Raw genomic sequence first — 12,551 nt, 5'->3', positions numbered from 1 at the left:
TGAAACTCAAAAATCCTTTCCACAAACTCTTTTCTCCAAATTTTTGGGATTTATAAGCTTACAATTAAACGAATTATTTTTTGCCTTAAAAATGATTTGTGAAAATAGAGAAATCTCATAATCAATTATATGAATAAAGTTTCTTTGATTTTATAAGTACCTGATGCATATAGTCAGTCCATCATCAATTTTCTTCTCTGTTGGTTAAAATTTGTCAAAAACCTGATCGCATTGCTTTCGTTAATGCAGAAAGCAGTATTTTTCGTTTTCAAAAATCAATGACACCTCTATGTCTCTGAATCAAATTTATTTCCGGTTTTTCATTTCAGTATTATTTGTCTTTTTCATTTCAGATCTGACAGCGCAGGGCATAAAAGGAAAAGTGACCACCTCTGATGGTGAGGCATTGCCTTTTGCCTCCATCTACATCAGGAATTTGGGTGATGGGGTTCCGACCAACCAAAATGGCGAATATGAGTTCAGGCTAAAACCAGGATATTATGATGTGCTTGCACAGTATCTTGGCTTTGCATCAGTTTTAAAAACTGTGGAAGTCAAAGACGATTGGATCGTATTGGATTTTGAAATGAATGAACAGGTTTATGCTTTACAGGAGGTGGAAGTAAAGACCAAACAAGAAGATCCTGCTTTGACCATCATGCGTAAAGCCATTTCCAAAGCCAAATACCACAGGCTTCAGGTGCAGGAATACTCTATGATGGTGTACCTGAAAGGCACAGGGGAGTTGACCAATGCGCCGTTTTTTTTGAAAAAGGAAATGGAAAAGGAAGGTGTGAAGTTAAATGAGGCCTATACTTCAGAATCAGTTTCCCAAATCACTTTTAAGCAACCCAATTCTGTCGAGGAAAAAGTAATTAGCATCAGGACCAATGGTGAAAACAACCAAACCTCTCCTGCACCCTATATCGCTACGAGCTTTTACAATGAAAAAATCAATGAAGCAATATCCCCTTTGGCACCTTCGGCCTTTGTTTATTATAAATTCAAGTATGAAGGATCCTATGTGGAAAATGATGTAATGATTAACCGGGTAAAAGTTACTCCAAGGTCAAGAGGTGAGCGGGTTTTTGAAGGTTATATTTATATCATTGAAGATCTTTGGGCCATTCATAGTTTGGACTTGACAACTTCTTTATTGGGGTTTCAAATCGGAGTCAAACAACTTTATCAACCTGTGGCAGAAAATGTTTGGATGCCCTCAACACACACATATACTTTTGGCGGTAAGTTTTTTGGCTTCGCTGGAGAATTCAGATACCTGGCATCCACAAGGGATTATAACATAACCCTCAATCCTGATTTGATAGTGGAAACAAAGATCATTGACGAAAAAGTTGATGATGTCCCCGATGATGTGAACACCTTCAGCAAAAGTTTGTCTAGTCTTGAACAGATGAGTCAGGCGGACAAAATGACCAGAAAGGATTTCAGAAAACTGGTCAATGAATATGAAAAGGAAGCCATGAAAGAAAGGGAGGAGGTAGAGGTCATTTCCAATAGAAAATATTCCGTTGATAGCTTGGCCAAAAAAAGGGATCTGAGTTATTGGGACAGTATCAGACCGGTGAAATTGACAGATGCGGAAATCAAAGGATACCAAAGAGATGACAGTCTTGCCGTAGTGGAAGCTGCCAAAGAAAGTGAAGTGGACAGTATTGCCAAAAAGGCAAAAAGAGGATTTAAGCCTCTTGAAGTCATCACAGGTGGTTCTTATTCCTTCGGGAAAGGAAGGTCAGCAGGATTTGATCCCAATCTGACTAAGCTGTCTTTCAATACCGTGGAAGGATTTAAATTCGGGTTTTCAGGATTTTATAGGATAGTCCAAAACACCAAAATGGCAGATTCGGTCACCATGCATCGGAGGTCATGGACGGTCCGTCCCGAATTCAGGTATGGTTTTGCCAGCCAACAGGCCTATGGAACACTGGACATCAGAAGGTCTGTCAACAAAGGAAGGCCCGGATATACTTATGGGTTGACAGGTGGGAAATATATTTTCCAGTTCAATGGTGACAATCCCATTCAGGAACAGGTCAATATGGTCTATTCCCTTTTGCTGAGACAGAATTTCATGAAACTCTATGAACAACAATTCTTAAAGGCATTTTACAGCCATAGGGTCAATGATGCATTTACTTACAGAACTAATGTGAATTATGCTTTTCGAAGGGAATTGGAAAACAATTCCGATGTAAGCTTTTGGAACAGACCTGAAAGGATATATACGCCCAATAGGCCTGAAAATATTGAAGCAGATCCTACGGCTTTTGATGACCATCACGCCTTGATCTGGACCAACAATGTCGAATGGAGGCCGGGATTAAAGTATAGTATCAGAAACGGACGTAAAAACCCGATATATGAATCCGCACCTTTGGTCAATTTCCGATATACCAAAGCCTTTCCGGGCATTTTCAACAATGCGATGGCTTCCAAATTTGATCTGGTGGAGGCAAGTGTGGAGCACTTTTTCAACTTTGGTGTCAGTGGCAAATTGGACTTCAACCTGACAGCCGGTGCGTTCCTGAACAATGACCGGGTGTATTTTATGGACTACAAACATTTTGGCGGCAACAGGACCATATTTGCCAATATGGGAGTAGCTTCAAATTATAGGTTTTTGGATTATTACCAATACAGCACCCAAAGTCAATATGTGAGTGCCATAGTACATTACCAGTTCAGAAAGTTTTTGCTGACCCAGTTACCGATGCTTCGGTTTTCCGGCGTCAGGGAAAATATCTTCTTCAACTATCTCAAAACAGAAAATTCACCCCACTATTGGGAATTGGGATATTCCTTGGATAACCTGTTCAGGATATTTCGTGTGGAAATGGGTGCAGGCTTCGAAGGAGGCACCTTTCAGCGGGCAGGTATGAGGTTTGGGATTGCCAGCTTTATCAATATTAATTTTGATTGAGGGGGGTAGGGGTGTTGAGTGAAAATTGAGGCAATTAAAATTGAGGTCGGCAACTGTATGGGATCTTAGGATAAGCAGGAGGCTGAATCAAAAATCGTCTTTCAAATTTTATTGCCAAATAAAGTGTCTGTTTTACTATTAGGCCATTTGTGACTTAGTGTCTTTGTGGCCAAAATTGTTAAAAAATGCCATAAAAGCACAAACGCAACGATTATTCAAATTTAATCCCAAATAATATTTGGATAAAATTTCGAAGATTTCACTTATGAGACAGCCTCATAGTGTCTACGCTAAACTTCACCCAAATAGGGATTTTTGGAGGGCTGCTTGGCTATCAAGTTGTTAGGCTTGGAAAAAATAACTAAAAATGCTTGGATAATAATAATAATAATAATAGTATACTTGAACTAACTTCCAAGTGGAAGCAGATTTTGGCCAAAATCAGTTTTAAATTATTTAAATGAAAATCAAATGAAAAAATTTGTTTTTGGATTATTTTTATCCGCGTTGTTTTATTTCCCATTTAATGCAAAGCAAAATACTGCTTTTGCAAATGGTTATGAAATGCGAACAGAATTGTGTAGGGATGGAAGCACACAAGAAAGATGCAGGCCAATGGAGCGTGCAACCTGTAATGTAAGTGGTCAAACCGATTGCGGCGGAGGAGGCGGCGGCGGTCCAATTCAGTAAATTCCATTATAAGCTGTCTCTCAGGGAGAGACAGCTTTTATTAAAATAAATGAACACTAAACTCTGAATTTTTAATGATAAGAAGGATATTGATTCTTTTGACGATTTCAGCATTTCTACAATCTTGTAGTGAAAATGACAACAATTCTAAACCAAACATTAAAGTACAGCTTGATAACTCTGGTTCAACATTGCTTTCAGATTTTTTTGATGATATTGACTATATTTTATTGGACGAATCAGACGAATTTCCTATAGTTAAACCTTATAAGGTTGTTTTCTATAATGGTTTAATTATTGTACATGACAATGTCTTGGACAATCTCCATTTATTCGATTTCAATGGAAAAAATCGAACAATATTAAAATCTCTGGGCCAAGGTCCAATGGAGTTTTCTCATATCGAGGATTTTGTACTTTATGGAGATAGTCTAATTATTAAGGACAATGTTCTTAAAAAACTCATATATTTCAATTTGAAGGGGGATATTTTAGGAGAAAGTAAAAGTCTTATCAGCTCATCGGAATTTTTTTATACTCCTAAGATGCAACTCCACTTTATGGATAATAGAGATGAATTCAATTTCTTAAGGCTTGATGAAAATGAAAATATTTCCGACAAATATTACCTGGTATCCAAACATTTAAATGGATTTCATTTCAAATCAATTACTGGTTTTTACAGGGATAAATTTAGAAATAGAATTCTCTTCAATATCCCATATACTTATCATATAGCAATTTTTAGCCTCTTGGGTAATTTGGATAGTATTATAGAGATTGACTTAGGTAGGGCTTCCATGGATCAAGAGACACTAAGTAGGTACAATAAAGGGTTTGAACGAAGAGCATTCGTTGAGGAAAATAACTTATCGGAGATGATCACATGTTTTTTTCCGTTTGAAAATGGGTACTTTCTTTTTTTGGTACAAGGAAAGGGAAACTACCATTTTATATTCCTAGATGAAAAAATGAATGTAAGAAAACAGTCCAAGTTATTCAAAAACGACTTGGACGGAATGAAAATCCGCACTATTCCTTGGACTTTTACTGATGAACATATTGTTTTCACCTCCAGTTCTATAGATATTTTGAATGATTTTATGGAAAGAGAGGCAGAAATAAGGGAGAAATATTCAAATTCATCTATCATTAAATTTATAGAAAAAAATAAGGATAAACTTGCTTCAGAAAAAACAGTATTGATACTTTTAAAGGTCTCAAAGGCTCTTAATTCACAAGAATAAGCCACATCCCTAATTGCCTTCGCACTTCCGGACTTATGCCAGTTTTTAATACTCTCCTGCTTTACAAAAACAGATGGGAGATCGAGCCAATCTTTTAAAAAGATTAAGCTAAACTTCGAGATTGCTATTTTCTTCCGGGAGCCCGGAAGGAATCAAAACACAGATATAGATGGTGTAGATTGCTGACCTGATATTTAGCGCGGTTCACAAGCCGATCAAAGAAGTTGAGCAGTTCACATCCTTGGTATCCATGGTCCGAGTAAACCTGATTTCTATCACAAAAATGATTGGCTATTTAAAAATTAATTTTTAAGTTTAGTAAATAATTTTTAAATAAAACTTAAAAATTAAATAGCCATGTATCTCCAATATAAATCCTCGTTTTTCTTTGTTTTGGTTTTTGCCTTCTCTATTTCCTTTGAGGTAACAGCTCAAAAAGAGGCGGAAAAATTTACCGCAAAGCATTCAGCCTATCTTGAGGTCGGTGGAAATGCAGGCCGGTATGCTTTCAATTATGGGCGAATAATCCATCAAAAAGGGAAACTAAAGCTAAATGGGAGTGCAGGTTTTTCAATGTTCCATCACAGTTTAAATTCTAAAACAACACGGCTCCCAGTAGTACCTGTAGAGATATCAGCATTTTATGGTAAGTCAAACCATCATCTGGAATTAGGTATGGGAGTTACTTCTTACTTAACCAGAAGTTTAACTTTTGATTCGGAAACATTTGAAACAATCGATAAAGTGGTTTTTGATGCGTGGATACCTTTAAGAATTGGCTATAGATTCCAAAAACCCGGTGGAGGATTTTTTATTAGGGTTGCTTATACACCATATATTGCTTTTCCCAGGGAAGGAAGAGAAGGTTGGATTTTTTCACCAATTTTTGCAGGATTGAGTATTGGTAAGAGTTTTTGATGACTCCCATTATTTTGGACTGGTGTAAGTATTGTCAGAATGTAAGGTTTTGGATTCAAACCTTTAAAGCTGGGGTAAAATTGGACGGATGCGGCTAGGTGTAATTTGCAATTACACCTTTCTATCAGTCCCAATTTGCAATTGGCTTTTTTACCTACTAATATAAAACTAAAGCTAATTCTTGAATCAAAGAATAAAAAATATATAAGATAGAAAGTTGTAAATGGAATCTACACCTAGCTACTTTTCCGAAATTTCTCAGCAGGGTTCACAGACTTCTCCTGACGTCGAAGTGACAAGGTGAAGTTGGAAAGTACTCTTAAGCACTATTTTTAGAGTAACCGTGTAAAATGTTCTTCCTTTTGTTCGAACCAAAAAAAAGCTGTTTCTGACTAATGCCAGTATTTTAATACTGTTTGGGTTCTTGTTTGATATGTCTTACCCTCAATATTCTGATATGCGTTTCGGTGATAAAGTAAGCAATTCGGATGCTGTGTTTTTCAAAAGCCCTAAAATTTCCATCATTTTCAGTCTTAAATTTGTCAGCATTGAATTTCTCGGGATTGTCAGGCAAATCATCGATTATTTTGAAGATATCCTCTATGACATTTTCTGCTGACTGAAAGGAGTCTTTTTTTATATGATCAATTAGTCTGTTGAAAGTGTTTCTGGCCTTAACATCCCAAATTATTTCCTTTTCACCCATGATTTTGACTCCTCTTTTACAGCTTCGTGGGTCAGATATTCTCCAGCTTCGATGCGGGAATTGGCTTCGTCCAGTTCCCGATTATACTGCTCGATGCTGTCACAATGATGGGATTCCTTCCATTTCATTAATTCATTGATCAGGGTTTGGTCATGAAGATTGGCCAACCATTCAAGCAATTCCAGTTTTTGTAATTGTGCAGTGCTCATATTAAAACCATTTACTCAAAGTAACGAATTTTGAATTTCATTTGATCACTTATAAGGATTAAATATCACATTAATCGTATTATGTTCCCATGCTATGCGAAGTAAATTGGACGGAGGCGGCTAGGTGTAATTTGCAATTACACCATTCTATCAGTGCCAATTTGCAATTGGCTTTTTCACCTTCAAATATAAAACTAAAACTATTTCTTGAATCAAAGAATTGAAAATTCTTAGAATAGAAAGTTGTAGATACGATTCCACATTTAGAGCATACTCCATACTTCAACCATCCCGGCACACAGACTTCTCCTGACGTCGAAGTGACAAGGCAAAGTTGGAAAGTACTCTTAAACACTAATTTTAGGACAACTGTGCAATATCTCATTCCCAAACTGCCCACTGTTTCACCCTGGGCATGAACACTGCCCACTGAACACTTTTGAACTTCCCACTCCCTACTTCCCTACTTCCCACTTCAACATTTTGAAAATCCCCCAATCCCCTCTATATTAGCAGGCAGTAAGGTTTAATATTGCAAAAGATTTAACAGTCTATGGCTGTTTCATCTTTCCACGGGGCTTCTTTGAAGCCTTTTTTGATTTTTATGCTTTTTTTAGCCAAACCATTCCTTAATTTAGCCACCTAAATTCCTATAGTTCGAAATGTCCCTTCAAATCAATTCACTTACAAAAACCTACGGTCAGCAGAAGGCGCTGGATCAGGTTTCTTTTGTGGCTGAAAAGGGAGAAGTCCTGGGTTTTTTGGGGCCCAACGGTGCCGGGAAATCCACGACAATGAAGGTGGCCACGGGATTTATTTTGCCTGATTCCGGCGATGTGATGGTGAACGGGATTTCTGTTTTGGAGAATCCAAAAGCCGTCAGCAAAATGATCGGATACCTTCCCGAACATAATCCGCTTTACCTGGATATGTATATCAGGGAGTTTTTGGATTTTATCGGAGGACTTTATGGAATGAAGGGTAATGTATTGAAATCCAGAATAGAAGAACTGATTTCCCTTTGTGGCCTTGAACTTGAAGCCAATAAAAAAATCCAACAACTCTCAAAAGGATACCGGCAAAGGGTCGGATTGGCCAAAGCGCTGATCCATGACCCTGAGGTGATCATTTTGGACGAACCTACCACCGGACTGGATCCCAACCAATTGGCGGAAATCAGAAAATTGATAAAAAATATCTCCGTCAACAAAACGTTGATTTTGAGTACCCATATCATGCAAGAGGTGGAGGCGATCTGTGACAAAGTAGTCATTATCAATAGGGGGAAAATCGTAGCCTCAGATCTATTGCAAAACCTCAAGTCAGTTGTAGGTAAAAACATCCTGTTGGTAGAGACCGAAGAATCCATGGACTTGGAATGGTTTGCCCATTTGGGTGAAGTTTCTTTTGTCAAAAACAAAAACAATGCTATCAGTTTGATCGTGGTGGATGCTGTGTCTTCCCGAAAAGAATTGCTTCAAATGTTACAGCAGAGGTCTCTGACTTTGGTCAGTATCCAACAGCAGGAAAAAAATCTGGAATCTATTTTTCATCAAATCACCCAAAATTGATGAGAGCACTGTATTGGAAAGAAGTAAATGCTTTCTTCAGCAATGTCAGCGGATACCTGATCTTGGGCGTTTTCCTTGTTTCCCTAGGCCTGATAGTTTGGGTGTTTCCGGATACAGCTGTCATGGAATATGGTTTTGCTGATCTGGAACCGCTTTTTGTGTACACGCCTTTTGTATTTACTTTTCTGATCCCTGCCATTACCATGAAGATGATATCGGAGGAAAAGAAAACCGGTACCTGGGAGTTATTGATGACCTCACCATTGGGCATTCGAAAAATCATCTTGGCCAAGTACTTCGCCTCAATAACTTTGATCTTTGTGGCTTTGATCCCGACTTTGGTTTATTACTATTCGGTGGTGCAATTAGGAGACCCTGTTGGAAACATTGACCATGCGGGTTTTTTTGGTTCATGGATAGGCCTGTTGTTTATGGGGGCAGTCTTTGCTTCGATAGGTATTTTCAGCAGCGCTTTGACCTCACATCAGATCGTGGCATTTATATGGGGCATTTTTATTTCATTTTTATTGTATTTTGGTCTGACAGCCTTGGTACAATTGCAGGTGATGAGTCCATTTGCTTTGTTTTTGGAGGAAATGAGTTTGAGTTACCATTACCAAAGTCTGAGTAGGGGAGTGATAGAAGCCCGAAATGTGGCGTACTTTCTTACAGTGATTATCCTGATGTTGGGCCTTACCGGAGTTTTGATCAGAAGGAGATGAGCAAAGGTTCCAACATATCGCTTTTCAAGAGTTATGGTATTCCGGTTGGAATACTTGTTCTCATTTGGGTTTTTGTTACCCTGTTTCCTTTCATAATTGACCTTACAGAAGATAAAAGATATTCACTTCATCCTGCTACCATTGCTTTATTGGAATCCATTGAGGAACCTTTGGAAGTGGAAATCTTATTGACAGGAGATCTCCCAGGTGGAATGAGAAGACTCCAAAGATCGATTGAAGAAACTGTCAAAACCTTTAATGCATACAGTGCCAAAAAAATCACTTTTTATTATGAAGATCCTTTGAGTCTTCCTGCTGACATTAGGGAGGACTATATTGTGGATTTGGCAGGATATGGAATCAATCCCACCACCTTGTACATTTCCGAAGCAGGAGGTCAAAAAAGCAAATTGATTTTCCCTGGTGTAGTGGTTCGGAATGAGGAATTTGAGACAGGGGCTTTGTTACTAAAAGGCGAGAAGGAATTAGGACCCGATCAGATATTAAATCAATCCATTGAAAACCTGGAATTTGAATTGGCTCAAGCAATACGTAAACTCCTCAGGAAACAGCAATATGCCATAGGAATGATTGTAGGCAAAGGCGAATTGGAAGAAGATGATGGTTTTGGCATTGTAGAAGGTTTGGCAGAGGACTTTGAAGTGTATAAGGTCCCGTTGGAACAGGCAAAAAATGTGGAGGACTTATTTCCATTTGATGTGATTTTGATTGTAGGTCCCAAAGAAATTTATACTGACAAAGAAATCTTTCTGATTGACCAATACCTGATGAATGGGGGCAATTTGATATTCTTGGTCGATGCCTTGGTTTTTGATATCGATCAGGCCGGAGGTGAAGGAACGGTGGCCATGCCTTTTGAAAACGGATTGGATCAATTGCTGTTCAGATATGGGATCCGGGTCAACAAAGACCTGATTCAAGACATGAATTTTGGATACCATCCGGTCATGGGCGGTAATTTCGGTGACCAACAGCAATTGATTTCATTGCCTTGGCCTTTTTATGTGTCTGCCGGAAGAATGGCCAATCACCCCATTACCAAAGGACTCGATCAGGTCATGTTCCGATTTGTCAGCAGTTTGGATACTGTGAAGGCAGATGGGGTTAAAAAGACTCCGTTGATTTTCGGGTCTGACTTCAGTAGAAAACTTGCCGCGCCTGTCAGGATTGCATTTGAAGACATGTCGGATGGGCCGGACTTGGATCAATTTACCAACAATAACCTTCCATTGCTCTATTTATTGGAAGGGGAGTTCACTTCATTATTCAAAAACAGGTTTTTACCCGAAGGAGCTGATAAAGCAAAATTCTTGGAATCAGGGAATGGGAAAGTACTCGTTTCGGGATCCGGAGAACTCTTTACGAGTTTATTTTCAGTTGTGGATGGTCAACCTTTGGCTTTGGGACAGGATCCATTTACTGAAGCTACCTATGCCAACAGGCAGCTTTTACAAAACAGCATTAATTTCCTGACAGATCCGGAAGGAATCATTGCCACTAGAACCAAGCAATTCCAGATCAGGCCTTTGAACAAATCAAAGGTGCAGAATGAAAAGATCAAGTGGCAGTTGATCAATGTACTGTCGCCATTGGTATTTTTTCTATTTCTTGGCTTGATATGGATCGGTCTGAAAAAGTCCAGATTTTCAAAAAAATAAAGATGCCAGCCATATTTTCTCTTAAATTTTGAGGAAATATTTTTTAAAAACAAGGGCTAATAACCTCAATTACAATTGGAGGATTAAAAAACAGGTTTTTTTGCATGTCAAAGGCATCATTTATAATTTTATTTATAAATTTACCCTGTTCAAAATCAATTGAAAAAATAAGCACGCCATATATGAAATTTATTGTTTCTTCTTCTGCTCTTTTAAAGCAGCTTTCAACGATCAACGGTGTAGTCACCACCAACCCGGTAGTTCCTATTTTGGAAAACTTCCTTTTTGAAATCAAAGACGGAAAGCTCACCATAACTGCTTCTGATCTTCAGACATCCATGATCACCGAAATTGATGTAGAGGCCAAAGAAGATGGAAATATCGCAGTTCCTGCAAAGATCCTTATTGAAACATTAAAGAACCTTCCTGAGCAACCTGTTACTTTCAGCATTGACCCTGATACCTACAGCATTGAGATAAGCTCCGATAATGGTAGGTATAAATTGGCCGGCGAGAATGCCACTGATTTTCCAAAAATCCCTACCGTGAGCAATGCGACAGTGGTGGATATGTCCACGGAGATATTGAGCAGCGCGATCAGCAATACTATTTTCGCTACGAGCAACGATGAGTTGAGACCTGCCATGACTGGTGTCTATATCAACCTTAGCAGTACAAATACTACTTTTGTTGCCACTGACGGACATAGATTGATCAGATACAGAAGGGTGGATGTTGCTTCCCAAGATGATGCGAGCATCATCATTCCCAGAAAAGCACTTAACTTATTGAAATCAACTTTACCTTCAGAAAATGTCCCTGTGGCAGTTGAGTTCAACAGTTCCAATGCCTATTTCAAATTCAACAGCATCAAAATGATCTGTAGATTGATCGATGAGCGATTCCCGGATTATGAAAATGTAATCCCTGTGGACAATCCTAACCACATGACCATTGACAGGTTGGAGTTTTTGGGTTCCTTGAGAAGGATAGCTATCTACGCCAACAAAACAACCCACCAAGTAAGGTTGAAATTGACCGGAAGTGAATTGCAGATCTCTGCTGAAGATCTTGACTTCTCAAATGAGGCGAATGAAAGATTATCCTGCGAGCATGACGGCGAGGATATAGAAATCGGATTCAATGCCAAGTTCTTGGTGGAAATGCTGAACAACCTTTCTTCCAAAGAAGTGACCTTACAGTTCAGCGCCCCTAACCGTGCCGGTCTGATTGTCCCATCTGATAAGTCTGAAAATGAAGATATCTTGATGTTGGTGATGCCGGTGATGTTGAATAATTATGTTTGATAGATGTGAGATTTGAGACGTGAGATTTGAGACGTGAGACACAAGACTCAAGAAAATAAGAGTCCCCGATTTTGGGGACTTTTTTGTTTTGGGGGAAATACTTTTTGGGTAAGTTGTTTTCAATAATTATATTCAAGTATAAATATTTGTTTTGAAATGGAAAGTTGGAATGAAAGAATAACCTTTAACCCTGGACAGTGCGGGGGAAGACCTTTTATCAGAGGAATGAGAATCAGGGTAGTTGATGTTTTGGACCTGTTGGCATCAGGGCTGACCCAAGAACAGGTCCTAGATGAGTTACCTGATCTGCAGTTGGAAGATATTGAAGCTTCTTTGAAATATGCTAGCAGCAAACTTAACCATCCAATAATTGCTGTATGACAATTACCTCAAAAGCTATGTGATCTATATGAACTATGTGGTAATCATTTTTCTTCAAAGATCATTAATTTAGGCCTTCTTGGAAAATTCCTTCGGAATTGAGAAGTAGGGTTAAAACTAAACTCTACTTTCTTTTTCTCTTTGGTTTCCGGATGATTTTGAAGTCAATTTTGGTACGGG

11 protein-coding genes are annotated in these 12,551 nt (G+C 38.5%); 9 read left to right on the top strand and 2 right to left on the bottom strand.

The genetic code is table 11. The features are described from left to right. The first annotated feature begins 289 nt into the window (after window positions 1–289). The 4 genes from HMJ38_RS17765 to HMJ38_RS17750 all read left to right on the top strand — a co-directional run bounded on the left by HMJ38_RS17765 (window position 290) and on the right by HMJ38_RS17750 (window position 5,796). A complete protein-coding gene (locus HMJ38_RS17765; RefSeq protein ID WP_194975776.1) occupies window positions 290–2,941 on the top strand; it encodes a DUF5686 and carboxypeptidase regulatory-like domain-containing protein in 2,652 nt (883 codons plus the stop codon). A 471-nt stretch (window positions 2,942–3,412) separates the two neighbouring features. Beyond that, entirely contained in the window at window positions 3,413–3,631 is a 219-nt protein-coding gene (locus HMJ38_RS17760) for a hypothetical protein (protein WP_194975775.1), read from the top strand. A 74-nt stretch (window positions 3,632–3,705) separates the two neighbouring features. Next, entirely contained in the window at window positions 3,706–4,878 is a 1,173-nt protein-coding gene (locus tag HMJ38_RS17755; protein WP_194975774.1) for a 6-bladed beta-propeller, read from the top strand. Window positions 4,879–5,235: 357 nt separating this feature from the next. Then, on the top strand, window positions 5,236–5,796 hold the full coding sequence (locus HMJ38_RS17750) for a hypothetical protein (RefSeq protein WP_194975773.1): 561 nt from the start codon (window positions 5,236–5,238) through the stop codon (window positions 5,794–5,796). Between the two features lie 406 nt (window positions 5,797–6,202). On the opposite strand, the gene HMJ38_RS17745 is transcribed toward HMJ38_RS17750, so the two are convergent. After that, entirely contained in the window at window positions 6,203–6,502 is a 300-nt protein-coding gene (locus HMJ38_RS17745; protein ID WP_194975772.1) for a type II toxin-antitoxin system RelE/ParE family toxin, read from the bottom strand. Further along, window positions 6,484–6,711 (bottom strand): hypothetical protein, encoded by a 228-nt coding sequence (locus HMJ38_RS17740; protein ID WP_194975771.1) that lies wholly within the window; start codon window positions 6,709–6,711, stop codon window positions 6,484–6,486. The genes HMJ38_RS17745 and HMJ38_RS17740 overlap by 19 nt, the downstream gene beginning before the upstream one ends. Window positions 6,712–7,373: 662 nt before the next feature. Here HMJ38_RS17740 and gldA point away from each other — a divergent pair. The 5 genes from gldA to HMJ38_RS17715 all read left to right on the top strand — a co-directional run bounded on the left by gldA (window position 7,374) and on the right by HMJ38_RS17715 (window position 12,371). Next, window positions 7,374–8,282, top strand: coding sequence for a gliding motility-associated ABC transporter ATP-binding subunit GldA (gene gldA, locus HMJ38_RS17735; protein ID WP_194975770.1), 909 nt, complete (start codon window positions 7,374–7,376; stop codon window positions 8,280–8,282). Continuing rightward, complete coding sequence (gldF, locus tag HMJ38_RS17730; RefSeq protein ID WP_194975769.1) at window positions 8,282–9,004, top strand: gliding motility-associated ABC transporter permease subunit GldF; 723 nt, start codon at window positions 8,282–8,284, stop codon at window positions 9,002–9,004. The genes gldA and gldF overlap by 1 nt, the downstream gene beginning before the upstream one ends. After that, window positions 9,001–10,683, top strand: coding sequence for a gliding motility-associated ABC transporter substrate-binding protein GldG (gene gldG, locus HMJ38_RS17725; protein ID WP_194975768.1), 1,683 nt, complete (start codon window positions 9,001–9,003; stop codon window positions 10,681–10,683). Before gldF ends, gldG begins: the two co-directional genes overlap by 4 nt. A 182-nt stretch (window positions 10,684–10,865) precedes the next feature. Continuing rightward, the gene (dnaN, locus tag HMJ38_RS17720) at window positions 10,866–11,990 is read left to right on the top strand and encodes a DNA polymerase III subunit beta (protein WP_194975767.1); all 1,125 of its coding nucleotides are present in this window, start codon (window positions 10,866–10,868) and stop codon (window positions 11,988–11,990) included. A 156-nt stretch (window positions 11,991–12,146) separates the two neighbouring features. Further along, window positions 12,147–12,371: a DUF433 domain-containing protein gene (locus HMJ38_RS17715; protein WP_194975766.1), complete on the top strand. Its 225-nt coding sequence runs from the start codon at window positions 12,147–12,149 to the stop codon at window positions 12,369–12,371. Window positions 12,372–12,551 lie beyond the last annotated feature (180 nt).

The sequence above is a fragment of the Aquiflexum lacus genome (genome assembly GCF_015476655.1).
GTDB lineage: Bacteria > Bacteroidota > Bacteroidia > Cytophagales > Cyclobacteriaceae > Aquiflexum > Aquiflexum lacus.
This window is presented reverse-complemented; position numbering and strand designations above follow the sequence as displayed.

What these genes read in the sequence shown, in the direction of transcription:
- HMJ38_RS17765 (WP_194975776.1), top strand. Translation starts at nt 290, where the DNA reads ATGTCTCTGAATCAAATTTATTTCCGGTTTTTCATTTCAGTATTATTT.
- HMJ38_RS17760 (WP_194975775.1), top strand. Translation starts at nt 3,413, where the DNA reads ATGAAAAAATTTGTTTTTGGATTATTTTTATCCGCGTTGTTTTATTTC.
- HMJ38_RS17755 (WP_194975774.1), top strand. Translation starts at nt 3,706, where the DNA reads ATGATAAGAAGGATATTGATTCTTTTGACGATTTCAGCATTTCTACAA.
- HMJ38_RS17750 (WP_194975773.1), top strand. Translation starts at nt 5,236, where the DNA reads ATGTATCTCCAATATAAATCCTCGTTTTTCTTTGTTTTGGTTTTTGCC.
- HMJ38_RS17745 (WP_194975772.1), bottom strand. Translation starts at nt 6,502, where the DNA reads ATGGGTGAAAAGGAAATAATTTGGGATGTTAAGGCCAGAAACACTTTC.
- HMJ38_RS17740 (WP_194975771.1), bottom strand. Translation starts at nt 6,711, where the DNA reads ATGAGCACTGCACAATTACAAAAACTGGAATTGCTTGAATGGTTGGCC.
- gldA (WP_194975770.1), top strand. Translation starts at nt 7,374, where the DNA reads ATGTCCCTTCAAATCAATTCACTTACAAAAACCTACGGTCAGCAGAAG.
- gldF (WP_194975769.1), top strand. Translation starts at nt 8,282, where the DNA reads ATGAGAGCACTGTATTGGAAAGAAGTAAATGCTTTCTTCAGCAATGTC.
- gldG (WP_194975768.1), top strand. Translation starts at nt 9,001, where the DNA reads ATGAGCAAAGGTTCCAACATATCGCTTTTCAAGAGTTATGGTATTCCG.
- dnaN (WP_194975767.1), top strand. Translation starts at nt 10,866, where the DNA reads ATGAAATTTATTGTTTCTTCTTCTGCTCTTTTAAAGCAGCTTTCAACG.
- HMJ38_RS17715 (WP_194975766.1), top strand. Translation starts at nt 12,147, where the DNA reads ATGGAAAGTTGGAATGAAAGAATAACCTTTAACCCTGGACAGTGCGGG.